We start from the raw sequence: 20305 nt of genomic DNA, 5'->3' as shown, positions 1-20305 counted from the left end.
GCGCGTACGCATGCCCGTGAAAGTCCCGGCGGCGATCGTCGGTTCAGGCAACATCGGAACGGACTTGCTCTACAAGTTGCGCCGATCCGAACTCGTCGATCCTCGTTTCATGATCGGAATTGACCCTGGCAGCGAGGGCCTGCGGCGGGCGAGGGACCTCGGTGTCGAGGTGTCGGCGGAGGGCGTCGACTGGCTGCTCAGCCGATCGGACCGGCCCCCGCTGGTCTTCGAGGCGACCTCGGCGAAGGTACACGCCGCGGCCGCGCCACGCTACGCCGCCGCGGGGATCACCGCGATCGACCTGACACCCGCGTCGGTCGGCCCCTGGGTCGTCCCCGCCGTCAACCTCGACGAGCACCTGCGGGCGCCGAATCTCAACATGGTCAGCTGCGCGGGGCAGGCCACCATCCCCCTCCTGTACGCGATCGACCAGGTCGCCGACGTCTCGTACGGCGAGATCGTCGCCACCATCGCGAGCGCGGGCGCGGGTCCGGGCACTCGGCGGAATCTCAGCGAGTTCAGCGAGAAGACCGGACAGGCCCTGACCGCCGTCGCCGGGGTCGACGAGGCCAAGGCGTTCTCGCTGATCAATCCTGCCGAGCCGCCCATGGTCATGCGCGACACCGTGTACGCGAGGGTTCGCCGGACTGACGCGGAGCGAATCGAGCAGGCCGTACGAGACATCGTCGCCGAAGTCCGACGGTACGTGCCGGGTTACCGGCTGCGATTCTTGGAGGTCGACGGCAACCTGGTCACCGTCATGGTGCAGGTGGAGGGCGCCGGCGATTTCTTGCCCGCCTACGCGGGCAATCTCGACATCATCACCGCCGCCGCGACCGCCGTCGCCGAACGGATCGCGGAGAAGACCCTGGGAGCCGTGCGATGATCACTCTCGTGGACACGAGCCTGCGCGACGGCATGAGCAGCGTCTCGCACACGTTCACACCGGAACAGGTCGGCGCGGTGGCCGGTGGCCTCGACCGGGCCGGTGTCCGGGTCATCGAGGTCGCCCACGGCATCGGCATCGGCGCCTCCTCCATCCAGTACGGCTTCGCCGCCGCGACGGACGTCGAGTACGTACAGGCCGCCGTCGCCGCGGTGGACAGAGCGGACATCGCCGTGTTGTACGTCCCGGGGATCTCGACGCTCGCGGCCTTGGACGCCGTCCGCGACGCCGGGGCGACCACCGTACGGGTCGCCACGCACTGCACCGAGGCCGACTGCGCCGAGCAGCCGATCCGCCACGCCCGCGAGCGCGGCATGCGCGTCATGAGCTTCCTGATGATGAGCCACAAGCTCGAACCGGCGGCACTCGCCGAGCAGGCTGCCAAGCTGGACTCCTACGGCGCGCAGGTGATCTACGTGGTCGATTCCGCCGGGGCGCTCGTGCCCGGTTCCGCCGGAGCCCGTGTCGCCGCGCTGCGCGACGCGGTCCACGCGGACATCGGCTTCCACGCCCACAACAACCTGGGCGTGGGTATCGGCAACGCGCTCGCCGCGGTCGAGAACGGCGCGACCTACGTCGACGGTTCGCTCCGAGGTCTGGGAGCCAGCGCCGGCAACGCCCAGACGGAGGCTCTCGCGGCGGCGCTGGAACGTTCCGGCCACCACCCAGGAGTCGACGTCCTCGCCCTGATCGAGGTCGCCGAACACCTCCTCGCGCCGTTGATGACCGAACCGCAGATCATCGACGAGACCGCGCTCCTGCTCGGCTACACCGGTCTCTACTCCACCTTTTTCCACCCGGCGAAGCGCGCCGCGGACAAGTACGGCGTACCAGTGCGCACGCTTCTCCTGGAACTGGGGCGACGCGAGGTCATCGGAGGCCAGGAGGACATGATCATCGACGTGGCGGCGGAGCTGTCGGGCCGAGCGCGAGGCGCGTGAACGATGAAGCCTTCTGAGGTCCGGGAGGCGGCGGCCGCGCTGCTTCACGCCTACCGGTCGGGCATACCGATTCCTCCCCTGAGCACCACCTATCCCGGCGCGACCGTCTCCGACGCCTACCGGATCCAGCAGGAGCAGGTGCGGTCCTGGACCGAGGCCGGAGACCAGGTCCGCGGCCACAAGATCGGCCTCGTCTCGGCCGCCATCCAGCGGCAGATGGGCGTCCACGAGCCGGACTACGGCCATCTGACCGCGAGCATGTTCCACGCCGAGCACCGGCCGATCCCCTACCGCGGGTTCACCCAGCCTCGGATCGAGCCGGAGATCGCCTTCGTCCTGGGCGCCCCTCTCCGGGGACCCGGCGTGACCGCCGACGACGCCATCAGGTCGGTGCGATACCTGCTGCCGGCGCTGGAAATCGTCGACTCCCGGATCCAGGACTGGAAGATCTCGATCGTCGACACGATCGCCGACAACGCATCGTCCGGGGCGGCGATCCTCGGGAGCACGCCGATCGATCCCGCGGACGTCGACCTGCGATCCGCGACCTGCGCGCTGATCAGGAACGGCATGATCACCGAAACCGGCAGGGGGACGGCGGTCCTCGGTTCTCCGTTCAACGCACTGGCCTGGCTGGCGAACGCCATCGGTGCGCTGGGGGTGTCGCTGGAGCCGGGCCAGGTGGTGCTGTCCGGCTCCATGACCCGGGCCATCACGATCGCGCCGGGCGACAGCGTCACCGCGGACTTCCCCGGGATCGGCCGGGTCACGGCGACCCTGTCCTGACCTACGGCGCAGGTCGTGGGATTGTCCACCCAGGAACCGGCGGGGTGAGCTTCCCGCCGTTCTCCGGGCACGTGATCTGAGGCCACCCCTGATCGTCAGCGGGGAGGCCTCGATGGCCAGTCCAACCAGCGCGCTAACGAACTCCGGCGTCCTCAACCGACGGCCCATGCATGGCCGCAGGGCGAATCGGGATCACGCCTGCGGTGGTGACCAGCCGTACTTGCGGATCAGGTCCTCGTCGAGCAGCTGCATCTTCCCGCCGCCCAAGGACCAGTCCTCCCGCCCGGTCTCCTGCAGCAGGATCAGCACATCCTCCGGTCGCACGCCGGCTTCGGACAGGTTGGCCACGATCGTCTGGTAGAGCGCGAGTTTCATGTCGCGTGTCCGCCCGCGGGTGAGCGTGATCTCCACCATCACCGGATCACGCCGATCACCGTCGAGGAAGTGGCGGTCTACGTGGAAGGCGGTGGCCGGTTGCGCGTCGACGATCTGGAACCGATCGTCCGGGGGAACACCGAGGGCGCTGACCAGCGCGCTGCGCACGCCTTCGGCGACGGCTGCGCGCATCGGTTCGGGACGGTCCGTACTCAACGTGATCCGGACGAACGGCATGGGGACCCCTTCGGTGGCAACATCGCCGATTGTCGTGACGTCTTCAGTGTCAGGTAGCGATCCGGCGGAGCGTTAATCAAGACCCGTGGATGAAGAACGCCGCCTCGGCCACGCCAACGACCGCCCCCTGCGCCTGGACACCAACCCGCCCGGCGGGGAGACGACCGCTGACAGGCCCGAATCCCGGACAGCCCGTCACCATCACGGTCACTTCGCGGCGCACGTTCGATGGACGCCCGCTCGGGCGCCGGTTCAAACCCTTCTCCTTGAGGATCTCCCAGACCGTCGAGGAGTCCGGCCGGACAAGCGGCACGTATGCCTCGACGCTGTCGATCGGCCGTCCGATGCCGCTGTCACCGCACCCACGGGGTGACCGCTTTCCACGGCCGCTACACCTGTCGTCATGGCCGTCCCTATCATCTCGTCATGGTGTCGAATGCGCTGCCGCGGCTCAGCCGGCGGGCGGTGCTGGTGGCCGCCGGCGGGCTGCTGGCCGGGTGCGCCGCGGGCCCGGAGAGCGACGAGGTACGGCTGCGCCTGGCGACGGGCCCGGCGGGGGCGGTGTACCGGCGGATCGGCGGCGCGCTGGCCGAGCACGTCTCGCGGCAGGTGCCGGGCGTGACCATGAGCACGGTGCCGAGCGGCGCGTCCACCGACAACATCCGGATGTTGCGCGCCGGGGAGGTCCACCTCGGGTTGTCCAGCCTCGACGCGCTCATCACCGCCGACGGCGGCGCGCCCCCGGGGCTGTCCGCGCTCTGCCGGCTCTATGACAGCCATCTGCATCTCGTGGTCATGGCCGGATCGCCGATCGGGGCGCTGCGCGACCTCGTGGGCAGGCGGGTCTCCCTGGGCGCGCGTGACTCGGGCACGGAGTTCACCTCGCGGCGGGTGCTGGAGCTGAGCCGGGTCGCGGCGCAGGCGCGGCTCCTGAGCCAGGCGGAGTCGGCCGCGGCCCTGCGGGACGGGGCGATCGACGCGATGTTCTCGCTGACCGGGGTCCCGACTCCGGCGATCACGGAGCTGGCGCTGCGGCACCGGGTGCGGCTGATCCCGCTCGACTCGCAGGTGGACGCGCTCTTCACCGCCTATCCCGGCCCCTACAGCCCGGGGACGATCCCGGCGACCGCCTACGCGGGGGTTCCGGCGACGCCCGCCGTGGCCGTGCCGAACGTGTTGCTCGTGCGCGACGACGTGGCCGCCGATCTGGTGTACGCCATCGCCGACACGATCTTCACGCACACCCGGGCGATCACCGGGGGCGGGGACTCCGGTCCCGAGGCGGTGCCGGAGGCGTGGCACATCAATGTGCGTACCGGCATCTCCACCGGCCCGGTGCCCCTGCACCCGGGCGCGGCCGCGTGGTTCCGCGACCGCAAGCACTGACCGGTTGCCGTCTATCCGGTCTCGTCCGGTACGGCCGGCAGTGTGATCACCGTCGCGAAGCCGCATCCCCGGCCGTGGGTGGAGTCGTCGGGGCGCGGCAGCCCGTCCTCGACGCGCAGCCCGCCCCCGGCCGCGCCGACCAGGTCGGCGCAGATCGCCAGGCCCAGCCCGGTTCCCGGGAGGTTCTGGTGCCGGGGTGAGCGCCAGAAGCGCTGCAACGCCTGGGATCGTTCGGGCTCGTCCATGCCCTGGCCGTCGTCGCGGACGGCGATCGTGATCACCTCGTCGCGGGCGCGGGCGGAGACCTCCACGTGGCCCGCGTCCGACAACCGCAGCGCGTTGCTGACCAGCTCGTCCAGGATGCTGCCCAACCCGCCGGAGGGCTCCAGGACCCGCAGGCCCGGCGGCACGTCGACCGACAGCCGTTGCCCAGCCATACCCGTCAGTGCCCGCCAGCGCTCCACCCGGGTGGCCAGGACCTCGTCGAGGTCGACGGGCGAAGACGTACGGATGCTCTCCATGCGGGCGCTGGCCTGCAGTGAGTTGAGCAGGTCCTGCATCGCCTTGGCCTCGTCGACGGCCATGTCGTACACCGGCCGGCCCTCCGCCCGGAGATACGGCTCGACGCTCTCCACCGCCAGGCGCAGGCTGGTCAGGGGGTTGCGCAGCTGGTGGGAGGCGTCGGAGACGAACGCCCGCTGCCGCCTGACCGCGTTCTCGACCGCGTCCATCATCGTGTTGAACGAGCCGGCGAGGCGCCGCAGCTCCATCGGGCCCGCCTCGGCGTCCGCCCGGATCGTGAGATCGCCCTGGGAGATGCGCGAGCTGGCCGCGTCCAGCTCGCGCACGGGCCGGAGCACCCACGCCGACACCGGCCAGGCGACGGCCACCAGGCCGATGAGCGGGAGCAGTCCGAGTCCGGCCAGCTGGGCCCAGCGGACGAGGATGCGGTGCCTGGTTTTCGACAGGTCCGAGATGGTGACGACCGCGCCGACGACCTCGCTGTCACGGCCCACCGGCTCGGCGACGACCAGGGCGGCGTCGTCCCACGGCGCCCACTCGCCCGACGGCTCCGAGCGTGTGCCCGCCAGCGCCGCCGTCACGATCCCGGGCAGGGCCGGCTGGGCCCGCGCCGCCTCCAGGTAGGCGCCCGACGGCCCCAGCAGCACCGCGCCGGAGGTGTCGATGACGGCGGCCCGGATGCCGTAGAGCTCGTGGTAGGTGGCGAGCTCCTGCTGCAGCGCCTGCGTCCGGCCCGTCGACAGCGCGGCGTCGGCCAGCGAGGCGAAGCGGCCCGCGTCGTTGAGCCGGTCGACGTAGGTCTCCTGCATCTCCCGCTCGGCCACCGTGACGCCGAGCGGAGCCCCGAGCGCCACGACGAGCAGGACCGCGAGAGGTACCAGGACGACCAGCAGGCGGCGGTGCACGGCCGGTCAGGCCTGGATCCGGTAGCCGACCCCGTGGACCGTCCGGATGGGCACCGCCGGACCGAGTTTGTGGCGGACCGCGGCGATGTGGGTGTCCAGGGTACGGCTGGAGGCCTCCCAGACCGCGCCCCAGACCTGGTCGAGGATGGTCTCGCGGCTGACCACGTTCGGCGCCCGGCGGGCCAGCAGCAGGAGCAACTCGAACTCCTTCCGGGTCAGCGCCATGGGCACGCCGTCGACGCTCACCTCCCTGGTGCCCAGGACGATCCGCAGCGGGCCCAGTACCAGCGGCTCGTCCGGGTGGCTCAGCGACCGGGCGACCCTGGTGCGCCGCAGGACGGCGTCGATCCTGGCCAGCAGCTCAGGGACCCCGAACGGCTTGACGATGTAGTCGTCCGCGCCGGCGCGCAGCCCGCGTACCCGCTCATGCTCCTCGGAGCGGGCCGTCACCGCGATCACCGCGGTCTCCGGACGGTCGCGCAGCTTGCGGATCACGTCGAGCCCGTCGCCGTCGGGCAGGCCCAGGTCGACGAGGACCACATCGGCCGGATCAGCCTGTACGGCTTCCGCCGCGGTGGCGATGCGGCTGACGTCGAACCCCGACTGAGTCAGCACGGTCACCAGCGCCCGGGCCACGCGGTCGTCATCCTCGATGATGGTGATCCGCATGAAGGCGGATTGTAGGGGTATGCCCGATGTTTGTGTGACCCCCAGATTTCTTGGGATTCTTTTGACACCATCCGCGCTCCCGCCATCCCAGACTTAGGCCGCGCACTACGACATCTGCGCCTGCCCTGCCGAGGAGGCCGCGATATGCCTACGACCAGCACATTACGGATGATCGCCGCGATCTGCGTCCTGTCCCTCACCGCCGCCTGTGGCGCAGGCGGGAGCGCGGGCGGCGGCGGCTACCCGGAGCAGAACATCACCATCGTGGTCCCGTTCAGCGCGGGCGGGCCTACCGACACCGTCACCCGCATGATCGCCGAGCCGATGGCCGCCAAGCTCGGCGCCAAGATCGTCGTCCAGAACGTCGAGGGCGCGGGCGGCACCGTCGGCGCGGACGAGGTCGCCAACGCCGACCCCGACGGCTACACCGTGCTGATGCACCACATCGGCATGTCCACGGCCCCCGCCCTCTACGCCAACCTCGGCTTCAAGCCGCTGGAGAGCTTCGAGATGATCGGCCTGGTCACCGAGGTGCCCATGACCATCGTCGCGAGCAAGAACTTCGAGCCCAAGACGCTCCAGGAGCTGGTCACCTACGTGAAGGCGAACGCCGCCAAGGTCACCCTGGCCAACGCCGGCGTCGGCGCCGCCTCCCACCTGTGCGGCCTGCTGTTCCAGACGGCCACCGGGGTCAAGCTGCAGGAGGTCCCGTACAAGGGCACGGGGCCCGCGCTGACCGACCTGGTCGGCGGCCAGGTCGACTTCATGTGCGACCAGACGACCAACACCAGCGGCCAGATCAACGCCGGCGAGGTCAAGGCCTACGCCGTCACCACGCCCGAGCGGGTCAAGAGCCTGCCCAACCTGCCCACCACCGCCGAGGCGGGCCTGCCCGACCTCAAGGTGAGCGTGTGGCACGGACTGTACGCGCCCAAGGGCACGCCACAGAACGTCGTGCAGAAGCTGACGGAGGCGTTGAAGACCGCGCTGGCCGACCAGAAGGTCATCGACCAGATGGCCAAGCTCGGCACAGAGCCGGTCAAGGCCGAGGACGCCACCCCGCAGGCGCACCGCGCCAAGCTGGAGGAGCAGCTCGGCATCTGGGCCAAGGTCATCGCCGACGCAGGGGTCAAGGCCTCCTGAGGTGAAGCGCAGCCGATCCCTCCCCGACGTTCTCGCCGGGGGAATCTTCGTCCTGCTCGGCGGCGCGTTCGCGGCGGGGTCGCTCGGCTACGAGCTGGGCACCCCGCTGCGGATGGGCCCCGGCGCCTTCCCGCTGCTGGCGGGGTTGATCGTCGCCGCCCTGGGCCTGGCGATCGTCGTCAAGGGCCTGGTGGCGGGCGAGCTGATCGCGTTCGGGCCGATCCCGTGGCGGGCCGTCGCCGCGATCACCGCCGCGCTCGTCTTCTTCGGGCTCACGGTCCGCGGCCTCGGCTTCGTCCCGGCCTCGGCCGTGACCGTCCTGCTGACGGCGCTGGCCAGCACCCGCGTACGCCCGCTCACGGCCGTGGCCGTGACGGCCGGGCTGACCGCGGCGGCCACCGTCATCTTCGTCGTCGGACTGCGGCTGCGGATCCCGTTGATCGGCCCGTGGCTGGGAATGTGACATGGACCTCCTCGACAATCTCGCCCTGGGCTTCTCGACCGCCCTGCTGATCCAGAACGTCGTCTACTGCTTCGTCGGCGTCCTGCTCGGCACCGCCGTCGGCGTCCTGCCCGGCATCGGGCCGACGGCGACGGTGGCGATGCTGCTGCCGATCACCTTCAACTTCGAGCCGGTCACGGCGCTGATCATGCTGGCGGGCATCTACTACGGCGCGCAGTACGGCGGCTCGACCACGGCCATCCTGATCAACCTGCCCGGCGAGTCATCGGCGGCGGTCACCGCCCTCGACGGCCACGAGATGGCCCGCCAGGGCCGGGCGGGCGCGGCGCTTGCCGCGGCCGCGGTCGGCTCCTTCATCGCCGGTACGGTGGCGACCGTGGTGCTGGCCGTCGCAGCCCCTCCCCTGGCCCGCGTCGCGTTGCAGTTCGGGCCCGCCGAGTACTTCTCGCTCGTGCTCCTCGGCCTCATCGTCTCGATCTCGCTGGCGCGCGGCTCGGCGCTGAAGGCCCTGGCGATGATCGCGCTGGGCGTACTGCTCGGCACGGTCGGGCAGGACATCTACACCGGCACCCCGCGTTTCACCTTCGACCAGCGTGAGCTGTTCGGCGGCATCGACTTCGTATCGGTCGCGGTGGGCATGTTCGGCGTCGCGGAGATCCTGCGCAACCTGGAGAACGAGCACGCCCGCACCACCATCGCCGGCCGGGTGCGCAACCTCTGGCCCACCCGCGAGGACCGCCGCCGGATCACCGGCCCGATCCTGCGCGGCACCGGGCTCGGCGCCGCGCTCGGCGTACTCCCCGGCGGGGGTCACGTGCTGGCCTCGTTCACCTCCTACGCCGTCGAGAAGCGCGTCTCGAAGCGCCGGGAGGAGTTCGGGCACGGCGCGATCGAGGGGGTCGCCGGTCCCGAGTCGGCGAACAACGCCGCGGCGCAGACCTCCTTCATCCCGCTCCTCACTCTCGGCCTGCCCGCTCACCCGGTGATGGCGCTGATGGTCGGCGCGTTCATCGTCCACGGCATCACCCCCGGACCGAACGTCATCACCGACGAGCCGGCGCTGTTCTGGGGCCTGATCGCCTCGATGTGGATCGGCAACGTGCTGCTGGTCCTGCTCAACCTGCCGTTGATCGGCATCTGGGTACGCATGTTGCGCATCCCCTACCAGGTGCTCTTCCCGATGATCATCCTGTTCGCGGCGATCGGGACCTACTCCCTGGGGTTCAACGCCTACGACGTCTACGCGATCGTCTTCTTCGGGCTCCTGGGGTACGTCCTGATCAAGTGCGGCTGCGAGCCGGCGCCGCTGCTGCTCGGGTTCGTGCTCGGACCGCTGATCGAGGAGAACCTGCGGCGGGCGCTGATCATCTCGCGTGGCGACGCGACCGTCTTCCTCACCCGGCCGATCTCGGCGGTGCTGCTGGTGCTGGCCGTGGCGGCCCTGATCATCGCGGCGCTCCCGGCGATCCGGCGACGTCGCGAGATCGTGTTCACCGAGGAGGACTGACCCCATGGGCACGAGCCGGAGCGCCCACATCTCACGCGTGCGGTGATCCAGACAGGCCTTCCGCGTTCGCCCGAGGGTGGCTTCGCGCCGGTTCGGGAGCTGAAGGTTTCCTGGATGGCCCGGGAAGTCCGATGAGCTGCGAATTCTCCGCTGCCACCGGCCAGAACGTGACCAGCACTTGGCACCGCTTGGAATACAGGGTGCCGGAAGTCGGTTAGAGTCGAGTGGCCGCTGTGGTTAGTGTCCCCCGGGCCGCAAATTACCGCCTTCACGGAATACCGTTCGGCTGGAGCCGTGTTGTGCCTCTCGCCGAGGAGGCGACCGCCACAGCGGCCTTGACGTCTTACCAGGCGCCCCACATCGAGTGGGGCGCCTGCTTTGCTGCTCAGGCCCACACCACCTGCCACCGCGCGAGATCGTCTCAAGGCGCTGACGGACGGAGCGCGGTGGCGATGTCGGTCTCGATGGCTTCGACGGCGGTGATCACGCCGTAGGCCAGCAGGTGGGTGGTGCAGTGGTCGCTGAGGTGACGGTCGCCGGCCCGCCACTCCACGACGTCCTCGTCGGTGAGGACGTCGGGGGCCAGGCCGGCCAGGAGGGCGACCTTCGCGCCCGCCCGGCCGCCGCCCTCCAGCGGGGCCAGGGCCTCGTCCAGCCACGCACCCGCGGGCACGCGGCGGCCGCGGTGGGCGGTGATCGTCGCGGTCACCACGTCCGACGCCGCCGGGGAGAGCAGCGCGGCGCCCTGGCCCGCGGTCGCCGTCAGCGCGGCGTACGCGGCGCCGATCGGGGTGCCCTCGGCCCAGGCGGGCTCTTCCCGGGAGGGCAGGCCGTCCAGCAGCGCCAGGGTGGCGCCGGGCTTCAGTTCTCCGGTGGGCTCGCGCAGCACGGGAGCGTCCTCGAACGCCGGCGGGTCCTCGGGGTTCAGGGTGCCGGGCATCAGGCCCGCCGGCAGCATCGCCGCGGCCACCCGGTCGATGAAATGGGTGAAAAGGACTGTGCCGACCAGTTCGGCGGCCGTCTCGCCGGTGAACGGCGCTTCGCCCGGCTCACGTACGCCGGTGGAGGAAGCCCAGGAAAGCAGTGCGCCAAGCCGTACATCGGCCGGATCTTCACCACGCTGGACGGCGTCGGCGAGCGCGCCCGCCCCCAGGCGGCGCACCACCACCACGAGCGTCTCGATCTCGTACGGGACGCCGTTGGCCAGCGCCGCGCCCAGGGCGGCGACCGCCTTGTCGAGCATCGGGACTGAGCCGGCCAGCTGCGCCTCCCGCATCAGCGACCACCCGGCCGCCATCAGCTCCTCCGACTTCGACAACATCATCACCGCCGGGCCGATGCTGCTGAACTCCCGGTTCACCTGCGTGTACACCTCGGCGACCAGGCCGCGGGCCCGCTCCGGCCGGACAGGGCTGACATGACGGATGAGGGATGACATCCCCGATGCTCCTCACGATCGTGCGAGTGGAGCCTCGATCCTCGCCGCCCGCCGACCGGTGTGTCGTCGCACCGGGGAAGGCATCCGGCGGTGGTAGGGCGGCTACGACGACGGGCGTACGCGCCAGCCGGTTTCCGTGCCTGGCGTCTTCCGGAGTTCTACGTTTCACGCCGGGTGAGCACCAAGGGGACGTCGTCGGTGATGGCGATCGTGTGCTCGGAGTGGGCCGTGCGTGAGCCGTCGGCCGAGCGGATGGTCCAGCCGTCGGCGTCGTAGACGATCCGATCGGTCGTCCGCGCGAACCAGGGTTCGAGCGCGAGAGTCAGTCCCGGCCGGAGTATCAGGCCGCGGCCCGCCCGGCCCTTGTTGGGAACGTGGAGTTCCTCGTGCATGGTACGGCCGATGCCGTGACCGCCGAACTCGGTGTTGACCGGATAGCCGTGGTCGCGGGCCACCGCCCAGACGGCCGCCGAGATGTCGCCCAGGCGGTTGCCCGGACGTGCCGCCTCGATCGCCGCCTCCAGCGCTTCCTCGGTGGCGCGGATGATCCGCAGGTCCTCCTCGGCAGCGGTGCCGACGACGATCGTACGCGCCGAGTCGGCCACCCAGCCGTCGATGCCGACCGCGAGGTCCGCGCTGAGCACGTCCCCGTCGCGCAGGGTGTAGTCGCGTGGCAGGCCGTGCAGGACGGCGTCGTTGACGGACAGGCAGATGACGTTGCGGAACGGGCCGCGCCCGAAGGACGGCGCGTAGTCCCAGTAGCACGAGTCCGCCCCGCGCCGTTTGATCATGCCGCGCACGTGGCGTTCCAGGTCCAGCAGGTTGACGCCCACCTCGGCGAGCCGGCCGACCTCGGAGAGCACCTCGGCGACGAAACGCCCGGCCACCTGCATGCGCTGGATCTCGGCAGGCGTCTTCAGTTCAATCACGAAAACCTCGCGTCAAAGTCGGTATTACTATACCGGCAACCTTAACACTTGCCGGTATAGTAATACCAACCCTATGCTGGGGGCATGGTCCGCCAACCGCTCACACCCGAGCAGATCGAAGCCGGCAGGCGTCTCGGCACCCTGTTGCGCCGCGCGCGAGCGGGACGCGACCTGGAGGAAGTCGCGGGCGCGGCCGGCATCTCGCCGGAGACCCTGCGCAAGATCGAGACGGGACGCCTGCCGTCCCCAGGATTCGGCACGATCGTCCGCCTCGGCGAGGCACTCAACCTGCCCGTTCAAGAGCTGGCCGCCACCTGGCGCGGCAACGACGTACCCCTGGAGGCCGCCTCGTAGCCGCCGACGCCCCCGCACGACCACCATCGCCCCGAGGCCAAGAGCCTGCGGGGCGTTGACTTTGTCGCAAGGCATGTCGCACTATGTTGCTACAAAGCTTGCGACAAAGGAGGCGCTGTGACGCGCGAACCCCTACCGGGCACCGACCCGCGAAGCCGTGCGGCCGACCTGCGGCTGGCGGGTGAGTGGCTCGCCCAGCACGACCTGGCCGGCGCCCGGCCGACCCCGCTGCTGGCCAGCCGGCTGGCGGTCCGCAGACGCGCCCGCCTGGCCACGTACGTCATCCTGGCCGCGCTGATCATCGTGAGCGCCCTCGCCGCCACTTCCGCCTTCGGCGGCCTCCAGCGGTATCGCCCGCTCCTGCTGCTGGCCCTGGCCGTGTCGGTGGCCGGGCTTCTGCTGGCGCAGTCCCTGCTCGGCCGGTGGGTGCGACGCGTCGACCGGCGAGCGGGCGCTACGCTGTCGCGCCGGGCCGCCCATCCGATCCAGCCCGGCTGGCGGGTCGTGCTCGGCCGGCCGTACGCCGTCTTCGCGATCGCCACGTTCGCCGGTGCGATGGCGCTGGCCGCCAGCGCCCTGACCGTGCCCGACCCCACCGTGCGGCAGCTGGCCGTCGTCGTGCTGATCGGCCTGCTCGGCGCGACGGCCATCACCGGCATGCAGCTGCGCCACCTGCTCAGGTTCCCGGTCGTGGCGGAGGACGAGGAGTCGCTGACCGCCGACGTCATCATGCGCGTCGAAGACGCCCGCGAGCTCACCACGCCGAGCGTGCAGTGGTCGCTTCCGGTGGTGCTGTTCGGCACCGCGCCCGGCTGGTGGGGCGCCGCCGCGTTCGCCTTCATCGTTCTGAGCCTGGCCGCGTGCGTCGCGCTCCACGCCAGGACGGCGTCGTGCGCGACGGTGGCCCGGCGGGCCATGATCGTTCAATGATCGTCATCGACGCGACCTCGCCGGTGCCGCCGTTCGAGCAGTTGCGGGTTCAGCTCGCCCGGCAGATCCAGGACCGCACGCTGGCCGTGGGCGCCCGGCTGCCGACCATCCGCCACCTGGCGGCCGACCTCGGCCTGGCCGTCAACACGGTCGGCCGGGCCTACCGGGAGCTGGAGGAGGCGGGGCTGATCGAGACCCGCGGGCGGGCCGGCTCGTTCGTGTCGTCCGCCGGCGAAGAAGGCCGGGAGCGAGCCCGCCGGGCCGCCGCCGACTACGCCGCCGTGATCGCCAGCGTCGGCCTCGACGCGGGCGAGGCGATCCGCATCGTCCAGGCGGCACTGGCCTCCGGCACGACAGCACCGGCCTCGCCGTAACGGCGACCCGAGGACCCGCGACCGCCGCCGGAACCATGATCCACAAGACGTCGTTTCGGAATACTCGCGGAATGATCAACGTTGGAGGATGCGGCCGGCCCCGCTCCGGCGCTGATCAGGCGACGATTTCGCACGCGAATCGATATTGCACATCGAGTGGGGTGCCTGCTTTATGGTGGGGTGCGCCGGAGCGAGATCGATTCAGGAGACCTGTTGCTGTACCAAGTGGTCAAGTTCGCCGCCACCCCCCTCGCGAACGTCATGTGCCGCCCGCACATCTCGGGTGGGTCGAACGTCCCCAGGACCGGCGGTGCCATCCTGGCCGCCAACCACCTGTCGATGATCGACTCCTTCCTGCTGCCCGCGCTGCTGCCCCGCCACGTGACCTTCGCCGCCAAGAGCGAGTACTTCTCCGGCAACCCGGTCTCCCAGTGGTTCATGCGGCTCGGCGGCAGCCTGCCCACCGACCGCGACAGCGCCCACGCCGCGCAGGCCATGCTCGAAGCCGCCGCCGACCTCCTGGAGCGCGGCGAACTGTTCGGCATCCACCCCGAGGGCACCCGCTCCCCCGACGGCCGCCTGTACCGGGGCAAGATCGGCGTGGCCTGGCTGGCGCTCAAGACGGGCAAGCCGGTGCTGCCGGTGGCGCTGTCCGGCACCGAGAAGGTCATGCCGGTCGGCGCCAGGGTCCCGCGCCCCGCCAAGATCGGGATCACGATCGGCGAGCCGATGCGCTTCGAGGGCGACTACAAGAGCGCCCGCGACCGGCGCCGCGTGACCGACGACATCATGTCGGCCATCCAGAAACTCTCCGGCCAGGAATACGTCGCCCAGTACGCCGCCAGCCTCAAAGCCGCCTCGTAGCGCACCTCGCCGCCCATCCGTCACGGCACCGTCCCGCTGTGGTGTCCGTGCCGTCACGCCGCCCATCCGTTACGGCAAGCCGCCCCACCCCCACCCGCCGCCGCGCGCGGGCGCCGATCGTGGGGATCGCTTCTCACGCCGGACAGACGCACCGCCGCAACGGCCCACGTGGACCAGCCGCACGGGGGCGCACAGCGAACGGCCGGAGCGGGATCTCCCGCCCCGGCCGGCCCCCGCTTGCTAGGTGTAGTTCTGGACCCGGACGTATGCCGTGCAGTTGACGGCCGCGACCCGGACGTCGTAGTACCGCGACGGGTTCAATCCGGTGATCTTGGTGGATCGGGCGATCGGGAACGCCCATCTGCCGCCGAAGTAGCTCTCCCTGTTGGTCGTCCGGTCCGTGTACCAGAAGTTCAGGTAGCACGATGCGGAGTTGACCGAGGAGTAGCGCACGTAGAGCCACCCCTCCGGGTTGTGCGGTTCGATGGCGCCGGGCTGCGAGCCGGCCTGGTTGACCACGCAGTCGATGATCACGTAGCTGGGAGCGCACCAGCGCCACCCCCAGGGGTCGGCGCTGGCCGGCGCCGGGTTCGCGGTGAACAGGGCCGCGGCCGTCGCGAGCGTCGTCGCGAGCACGACCAGGGTCCGCTTGATGCGTTTGCGCATGTCTCTCCCCGTGCTGTCGAGCAGGTGTGAGCTACCGAACGAAGCCAGCGAAAGGGATCTCCGGGGCGAGCGGCAACGGGCCACGAATTCTCCGCACAAGGCCGCACAAAAGGCCCGGCGCTCCGCCACTATGGGTGCGATGTCGCGCCAGGTTCGCGGAGGATGGCATGCCCGATGGCTTAGATCGTCCCGACCCCGACCGGGTCACCACCCCCGGGGAATCCCGCCCCGACCGGGCCACCACCCCTGACGATCCACGCCCCGACCGGGTCACCAACCCCGACGGTCCCCATCCCGGCCGGGCCACCACTCGCGAGGATCCCGATCCCGACCAGGTCGCCACCCGCGAGGATCTGGCTAGCGAGCTGACGCTTCTGCGCAACACGGCGCGAAAGACGATCAGGGAGCTCGGCAAGGCCGTCGACGTCCCCTACGGCACGCTGGGCGGATGGTTTCGCGGGGCGAACGTGCCGCTGGCCTCGCAGGCCGACCAGTACGAGAAGGTCCTGCTCACCTGCGGCGTGACCGACCCGGAGCAGCGTGAGCGGTGGGTGCGGGCGCTGCTGCGCGTACGGCGGGCGCCGGGCCGCCGCTCGGCCGACCAGGCGCCGCCGTACCGGGGACTGGAGTGTTTCCGGCCCGAGGACGCCGGCTGGTTCTTCGGGCGGCAGGAGCTGACCAGGCGGCTGATCGACCAGGTGTCGCCGGGGCTGACCATGGTGGTGGGGCCGTCCGGGTCGGGCAAGTCGTCGCTGTTGCGCGCCGGGCTGATCCCGGCCCTGCCGTCCTGGGTGCTGCTGAATCCCGGCGAGAGCCCGTACCCGCGAGCGACCGACGGGGTGGTGATCGTCGACCAGTTCGAGGAGATCTTCACCGAGGCGCTCACGGAAGGCGAACGGCTGCGTTTCATCGGCGAGCTCACCGAGCTGGCCGAGGCGGCGCCGGTCGTGGTGGGCATGCGCGCGGACTTCTATCCGCACGCCCTTCGCCACCCGGCGCTCGCCGGCGCACTGCAGACGCGTCAGCTCGTGGTCGGGCCGATGACCGAGAACCAGCTGCGCCAGGCCATCGAGGGCCCGGCCCGCCGCGCCCGCCTCGACCTCGACACCGGGCTGGTCGAACTGCTGCTGCGCGAGATCGCCCCCCACGAGGCGGGCACGCTCCCGCTGCTGTCGCACACACTGCTGTCCACCTGGGAGAACTCCCGCGGCCGCAGGATGACCGTCGAGCACTACCGGGCCAGCGGCGGCCTGCGGGGGGCGGTGGCGGCCACGGCCGAGTCCGTCTACGCCGAGCTGAAGCCCGACGGGCAGAAGCTGGCCAGGCAGACGTTCCTGCGGCTGACCCACATCGGGACCGACACCGCCGACACGCGCCGCCGGGTCACGCGGGACGAGCTGGCCGACGAGGCGGGGCCGGTTCTGGACCACTTCGTACGGCGCCGCCTGCTGACCGTGGACGCCGACACCGTGCAGATCAGCCACGAGACCCTGCTGTCGGCGTGGCCGAGGCTGCGGTCGTGGATCGACGCCGACCGGGCGGGGCTGCGCGTGCTGCGGCAGCTCACCCAGGCCGCCCAGTCGTGGGAGGCGGGCGAGCGGGACCCCGGCGCGCTCTACCGGGGCGGACGGCTGGAGGCGGCCCGTGAGTGGGCCGGCGACCCGATGCGCCGCGCCGAGCTGAACCCGCTGGAACGGCAGTTCCTCGACGTGAGCCTCCAGCAGCACCGGCGCAGGAACCGCCACCTCTACCAGCTGCTCGCCGCCCTGACCGTGCTCGCCGTGCTGGCGGGCGGGCTGGCCGCGTACTCCCAATGGAAAAGGGTGGAGGCCGACCAGGCGCGGGACATGGCGATCTCGCGGACCATGACGATGACGGCGGCGCGGCTGCGCGCCACGGACCCCGTGCTCGCCGCCCAGCTCGCGGTGGCCGCCTACCGGCTCGCGCCGACGGTCGAGGCGCGTTCCGGCCTGGTGGAGGCGGCCGGCGCGCCCGCGGTCACCCGGATGGTCCGCCCGGGACGGGCGCTGCAGGCGGTGGCCACCTCGCCGTCCGGGCGGCTGCTGGCCGCCGCGGGCGCCGCCGTCACCGACAGCGCCGTCCTGCTGTGGGACCTGTCCGACCCCCGCCGTCCGGTACGGCTCGGCCCGCCGCTCACCGGGCACACCAGCTCGATCTACGCGGTGGCCTTCAGCCCGGACGGCCGCATCCTGGCCACCGGCGGCAAGGACCGCACCGTCCGGCTGTGGGACGTGTCCGACCCGGCGCACGCGAAGCCGCTGGGCGCCCCGATCAGCGGCCCCGCCGACACCGTCTACGCGCTCGACTTCAGCCCGGCCGGGCAGGTGCTGGCCATCGGCAGCCGCGACGGCACGATCCGCCTCTGGGACCTGCGCGCCTCCACCCTCACCACCCCGGCCCCCGCACAAGGCCAGGACACCCCGAAGGACACGAAAGACGCGAACAGCACACCAGGCGCACAGGGCGCAGAGAGCGCAGAGGGCGCAGAGGGCGCGAAACACGCGGAGGGCGCTGGAGAGGCGGAGGGCGCGGTGCGGGCGCTGGCGTTTCGGGCGGACGGGCGGGTGCTGGCGGTGGGGAGCGGGACCGACACCGCGGGTTCGCTGCGGCTCTGGGACACCGGTGACCTGACCGACGTGCGGCCCGCCGGTCCCCCGCTGCCGCTGCCGAGCCGGGTCAACGCCCTCGCCTACCACGGCGCCCTGGTCGCGGTCGGCAGCAACGACGGCTCCGTGCGGCTGTGGGACACCACCCGCCCGGACCGGCCGGCGCCGTTCGGGCGCCCGCTGGTGGCCGAGGTGAGCGTGTGGGTGAACGTGGTCTCGTTCAGCTCCGACGGCCGCCTGCTGGGGGTCGGCAGCGCCGACAACAGCGCGCGTGTGTGGGAGGTGGCCACCGGGCGGGTGGTCGGTCTGCTGCCGCATCCGGAGCCGGTGACCGCCGTGCAGTTCAGGAACGGCGACCGCCTCGTCGTCACCGGCGGCGCCGACGGCGTGGCCCGCGTCTGGGACCTGCCGGGACCGGTGATCGAGGCGAGCGAGCACCCGATCGACAACGTGGCCTTCAGCGGCCGCTCCACCCTGCTGGCCGCCGCCGCGGGTGACATCAGGCTCTGGGACGTGGCCGGTCGCCGTCCCTCGCGGGTGAGCCCGCCGCTGACCGCGCCGGCGCCGTACGACCGGATGGGCAGCACGGTGGCGATCAGCCCGGACGGCCGCACGCTGGCGGGTGGCACGAGGCTCGGCAACGCCGTACTGCTGTGGGACATCACGGACCCGGCGCGGCCGGTGCGCCGCGCCACGCTGCTCGGCCCGTCGGCGCTCGTCCAGGGTGTGGCCTTCAGTCCCGACGGCGCGCTGCTGGCGGCGGGCGGCGACGACGGCACGGTGCGCCTGTGGGACGCGCGCACGTGGCGGGCGCTCGCCACGCTGAACCCGGGATCGGGGCAGGTCTTCGCGGTCGCGTTCAGCCCGGACGGGCGGCGGCTGGCGGCGGCGACGCAGGGCGGCGTGGTGGCGCTGTGGGACGTGCGCGATCCGGTCGCGCCGGGGCGGGCGACGACGCTCCTGACCGCGATGGGCGACGACGTGCGCTCGGTCGCCTTCAGCCATGGCGGCGCGCTGCTGGCCGCGGGCAACGCGTCGGGGACCATCCGGCTGTGGCGGCTGGGCGGCGCGGCCGGTCCCGTCCTCGCGGGCGCGCCGCTGACCGGGCCGGACGGGCGGGTCTTCGCGGTGGCCTTCGACCCGCGCGACGGCATGCTCGCGGTGGGGACCGGGGCGGGCCAGCTGTGGCTCTGGGACATCGCCGACCCGGCGGCGCCGCTGCTGCGGGTGGCGGTCAACAGCCCCGGCGAGAGCTACACGGAGCTGGCCTTCAGCGCGGACGGCGGCATGCTGGCCAGCGCCGGGGGCGACGTGCGGCTGTGGGAGGTGGACCCGGCGCGGATCACGGCCAGGCTCTGCCGGGAGTCGGGAGACGCGATCACAGAGCCGGAGTGGCGCAAGCACGTGTCCGGTGTCGCCTTCCGGCCGCCCTGCCCCGCGTAAGAATTTGCTGATCGCGCATCTTTTCCGATTCGGCAAGTTTGCGGCGGGCGTGACGGGCCTGCTGCTGCGTCCCGGCTGCCATGTCGCGTGGGCGTCGGCCGCGCCCCGGCCGGACGCTCAGGAACGCGAGGAACTTCGCACGGCCCCGTCACGCTGGTCCGGCACACCCCTCGCCGTGGCGGGGCGTGTGCTGAGGGATGTTCATCGCCGCGTCCAGGCGGGCTGGGCGACGTCGAAGACGCGCTGTTCACGGCCGCGCAGGCACACCTCGGCGAACTGCCACAGGATCGCCCCCGTCGGCGCGTGCACGAGGATCGCGGGCCCCAGCGGCATCTGCAGCAGAGGCCCGCGCCAGCGCGGCACACCGGGGGCCAGCAGCCGCTCCAGCGGCACCTCGTGCACGGAGGCGACCTCGCGCGGGTCGGGAACGGCCCGCTGATCGCCCCCGAACGCCACCACCGGAGTGATCACGAACCCGGAGTCGGTGACGAAGTCGTCCAGCAGCCCCGCCACCCGCACCCCGGTGATCCCGGTCTCCTCGGCCAGCTCGCGCAGCGCCCCCCGCACGGGCTCCTCGCCGTCGTCCAGCCGCCCGCCCGGCAGCGCCCACTGCCCCGCGTTGCGCCCGCGCGGCGCGCGCTTGATCACGATCAGGTGCGGCTCGCGCCCCTCCAGCACGCACACCGTGACCGCCGCCGCGCGCAACCCTTCGACCGGCGGCGCCGCCCGGCGCTCGAACCCGTCCAGGTTGGCCCGTACCGTCGCCTCCAAAGCCGCCAGCGCCTCGAACACCGGCCCAG

General features: G+C 71.7%; 19 protein-coding genes. 12 read left to right on the top strand and 7 right to left on the bottom strand.

Annotated elements, in window-relative coordinates:
• Positions 1-10: 10 nt before the first annotated feature.
• The 3 genes from ACIBHY_RS09455 to ACIBHY_RS09445 are packed head-to-tail and all read left to right on the top strand — an operon-like array spanning position 11 to position 2673.
• On the top strand, positions 11-886 hold the full coding sequence (locus ACIBHY_RS09455; RefSeq protein WP_397249651.1) for an acetaldehyde dehydrogenase (acetylating): 876 nt from the start codon (positions 11-13) through the stop codon (positions 884-886).
• Positions 883-1887, top strand: coding sequence for a 4-hydroxy-2-oxovalerate aldolase (gene dmpG, locus ACIBHY_RS09450; RefSeq protein WP_397306405.1), 1005 nt, complete (start codon positions 883-885; stop codon positions 1885-1887). Before ACIBHY_RS09455 ends, dmpG begins: the two co-directional genes overlap by 4 nt.
• 3 nt (positions 1888-1890) lie before the next feature.
• Complete coding sequence (locus ACIBHY_RS09445; protein ID WP_397306404.1) at positions 1891-2673, top strand: 2-keto-4-pentenoate hydratase; 783 nt, start codon at positions 1891-1893, stop codon at positions 2671-2673.
• Between the two features lie 192 nt (positions 2674-2865).
• Here the strand turns inward: ACIBHY_RS09445 and ACIBHY_RS09440 are convergent, their stop codons facing one another.
• Positions 2866-3285 (bottom strand): tautomerase family protein, encoded by a 420-nt coding sequence (locus ACIBHY_RS09440; protein ID WP_397249657.1) that lies wholly within the window; start codon positions 3283-3285, stop codon positions 2866-2868.
• Positions 3286-3711: 426 nt separating this feature from the next.
• Between ACIBHY_RS09440 and ACIBHY_RS09435 the strand changes: the two genes are divergently transcribed.
• Positions 3712-4671, top strand: coding sequence for a TAXI family TRAP transporter solute-binding subunit (locus ACIBHY_RS09435; RefSeq protein WP_397306403.1), 960 nt, complete (start codon positions 3712-3714; stop codon positions 4669-4671).
• An 11-nt stretch (positions 4672-4682) separates the two neighbouring features.
• On the opposite strand, the gene ACIBHY_RS09430 is transcribed toward ACIBHY_RS09435, so the two are convergent.
• A complete protein-coding gene (locus ACIBHY_RS09430; protein ID WP_397306402.1) occupies positions 4683-6098 on the bottom strand; it encodes an ATP-binding protein in 1416 nt (471 codons plus the stop codon).
• A 6-nt stretch (positions 6099-6104) separates the two neighbouring features.
• Positions 6105-6767, bottom strand: a complete 663-nt coding sequence (locus ACIBHY_RS09425) for a response regulator transcription factor (protein ID WP_397306401.1) — start codon at positions 6765-6767, stop codon at positions 6105-6107.
• A 144-nt stretch (positions 6768-6911) separates the two neighbouring features.
• Here ACIBHY_RS09425 and ACIBHY_RS09420 point away from each other — a divergent pair, with 144 nt between their 5' ends.
• Genes ACIBHY_RS09420 through ACIBHY_RS09410 form a run of 3 tightly spaced genes read left to right on the top strand, consistent with a single transcriptional unit; the run spans position 6912 to position 9880 of the window.
• Positions 6912-7910, top strand: coding sequence for a tripartite tricarboxylate transporter substrate-binding protein (locus ACIBHY_RS09420; RefSeq protein WP_397306400.1), 999 nt, complete (start codon positions 6912-6914; stop codon positions 7908-7910).
• A gap of 1 nt (position 7911) precedes the next feature.
• Positions 7912-8373 (top strand): tripartite tricarboxylate transporter TctB family protein, encoded by a 462-nt coding sequence (locus ACIBHY_RS09415; RefSeq protein WP_397249667.1) that lies wholly within the window; start codon positions 7912-7914, stop codon positions 8371-8373.
• Position 8374: 1 nt separating this feature from the next.
• Positions 8375-9880: a tripartite tricarboxylate transporter permease gene (locus ACIBHY_RS09410; RefSeq protein ID WP_397306399.1), complete on the top strand. Its 1506-nt coding sequence runs from the start codon at positions 8375-8377 to the stop codon at positions 9878-9880.
• 421 nt (positions 9881-10301) lie between these two features.
• Here ACIBHY_RS09410 and ACIBHY_RS09405 read toward each other — a convergent pair whose 3' ends face one another.
• Positions 10302-11318 (bottom strand): hypothetical protein, encoded by a 1017-nt coding sequence (locus ACIBHY_RS09405; RefSeq protein ID WP_397249671.1) that lies wholly within the window; start codon positions 11316-11318, stop codon positions 10302-10304.
• Positions 11319-11476: 158 nt separating this feature from the next.
• The gene (map, locus tag ACIBHY_RS09400; RefSeq protein ID WP_397249673.1) at positions 11477-12247 is read right to left on the bottom strand and encodes a type I methionyl aminopeptidase; all 771 of its coding nucleotides are present in this window, start codon (positions 12245-12247) and stop codon (positions 11477-11479) included.
• Between the two features lie 84 nt (positions 12248-12331).
• Between map and ACIBHY_RS09395 the strand changes: the two genes are divergently transcribed.
• The 4 genes from ACIBHY_RS09395 (at position 12332) to ACIBHY_RS09380 (ending at position 14769) form a co-directional block, all read left to right on the top strand.
• Positions 12332-12601 (top strand): helix-turn-helix domain-containing protein, encoded by a 270-nt coding sequence (locus ACIBHY_RS09395; protein WP_397306398.1) that lies wholly within the window; start codon positions 12332-12334, stop codon positions 12599-12601.
• 117 nt (positions 12602-12718) lie between these two features.
• Positions 12719-13531: a hypothetical protein gene (locus tag ACIBHY_RS09390; protein ID WP_397249677.1), complete on the top strand. Its 813-nt coding sequence runs from the start codon at positions 12719-12721 to the stop codon at positions 13529-13531.
• Positions 13528-13905 carry a GntR family transcriptional regulator gene (locus tag ACIBHY_RS09385; protein WP_397249679.1) on the top strand — a complete coding sequence of 126 codons (378 nt, stop codon included), beginning with the start codon at positions 13528-13530 and terminating at the stop codon, positions 13903-13905. Before ACIBHY_RS09390 ends, ACIBHY_RS09385 begins: the two co-directional genes overlap by 4 nt.
• Positions 13906-14118: 213 nt before the next feature.
• The gene (locus ACIBHY_RS09380; protein ID WP_397249681.1) at positions 14119-14769 is read left to right on the top strand and encodes a lysophospholipid acyltransferase family protein; all 651 of its coding nucleotides are present in this window, start codon (positions 14119-14121) and stop codon (positions 14767-14769) included.
• 240 nt (positions 14770-15009) lie between these two features.
• Here the strand turns inward: ACIBHY_RS09380 and ACIBHY_RS09375 are convergent, their stop codons facing one another.
• Positions 15010-15435 carry a hypothetical protein gene (locus tag ACIBHY_RS09375; protein WP_397249683.1) on the bottom strand — a complete coding sequence of 142 codons (426 nt, stop codon included), beginning with the start codon at positions 15433-15435 and terminating at the stop codon, positions 15010-15012.
• A gap of 167 nt (positions 15436-15602) precedes the next feature.
• Between ACIBHY_RS09375 and ACIBHY_RS09370 the strand changes: the two genes are divergently transcribed.
• On the top strand, positions 15603-19505 hold the full coding sequence (locus ACIBHY_RS09370; protein ID WP_397306397.1) for a hypothetical protein: 3903 nt from the start codon (positions 15603-15605) through the stop codon (positions 19503-19505).
• 201 nt (positions 19506-19706) lie between these two features.
• Here ACIBHY_RS09370 and ACIBHY_RS09365 read toward each other — a convergent pair whose 3' ends face one another.
• On the bottom strand, positions 19707-20297 hold the full coding sequence (locus tag ACIBHY_RS09365) for an NUDIX hydrolase (protein WP_397249687.1): 591 nt from the start codon (positions 20295-20297) through the stop codon (positions 19707-19709).
• Positions 20298-20305: the final 8 nt, after the last annotated feature.

The organism is Nonomuraea sp. NPDC050547 (assembly GCF_044457345.1).
Lineage (GTDB): Bacteria > Actinomycetota > Actinomycetes > Streptosporangiales > Streptosporangiaceae > Nonomuraea.
The sequence above is the reverse complement of the archived record's forward strand: the minus strand, read 5'-3'. Positions and strand labels throughout refer to the sequence as shown.

Coding starts and splice junctions, on each gene's coding strand:
- ACIBHY_RS09445 (WP_397306404.1), top strand. CDS start 1,891: ATGAAGCCTTCTGAGGTCCGGGAGGCGGCGGCCGCGCTGCTTCACGCC.
- dmpG (WP_397306405.1), top strand. CDS start 883: ATGATCACTCTCGTGGACACGAGCCTGCGCGACGGCATGAGCAGCGTC.
- ACIBHY_RS09385 (WP_397249679.1), top strand. CDS start 13,528: ATGATCGTCATCGACGCGACCTCGCCGGTGCCGCCGTTCGAGCAGTTG.
- ACIBHY_RS09455 (WP_397249651.1), top strand. CDS start 11: ATGCCCGTGAAAGTCCCGGCGGCGATCGTCGGTTCAGGCAACATCGGA.
- ACIBHY_RS09435 (WP_397306403.1), top strand. CDS start 3,712: ATGGTGTCGAATGCGCTGCCGCGGCTCAGCCGGCGGGCGGTGCTGGTG.
- ACIBHY_RS09375 (WP_397249683.1), bottom strand. CDS start 15,435: ATGCGCAAACGCATCAAGCGGACCCTGGTCGTGCTCGCGACGACGCTC.
- ACIBHY_RS09395 (WP_397306398.1), top strand. CDS start 12,332: ATGGTCCGCCAACCGCTCACACCCGAGCAGATCGAAGCCGGCAGGCGT.
- ACIBHY_RS09425 (WP_397306401.1), bottom strand. CDS start 6,767: ATGCGGATCACCATCATCGAGGATGACGACCGCGTGGCCCGGGCGCTG.
- ACIBHY_RS09440 (WP_397249657.1), bottom strand. CDS start 3,285: ATGCCGTTCGTCCGGATCACGTTGAGTACGGACCGTCCCGAACCGATG.
- ACIBHY_RS09370 (WP_397306397.1), top strand. CDS start 15,603: ATGCCCGATGGCTTAGATCGTCCCGACCCCGACCGGGTCACCACCCCC.
- ACIBHY_RS09405 (WP_397249671.1), bottom strand. CDS start 11,318: ATGTCATCCCTCATCCGTCATGTCAGCCCTGTCCGGCCGGAGCGGGCC.
- ACIBHY_RS09420 (WP_397306400.1), top strand. CDS start 6,912: ATGCCTACGACCAGCACATTACGGATGATCGCCGCGATCTGCGTCCTG.
- ACIBHY_RS09410 (WP_397306399.1), top strand. CDS start 8,375: ATGGACCTCCTCGACAATCTCGCCCTGGGCTTCTCGACCGCCCTGCTG.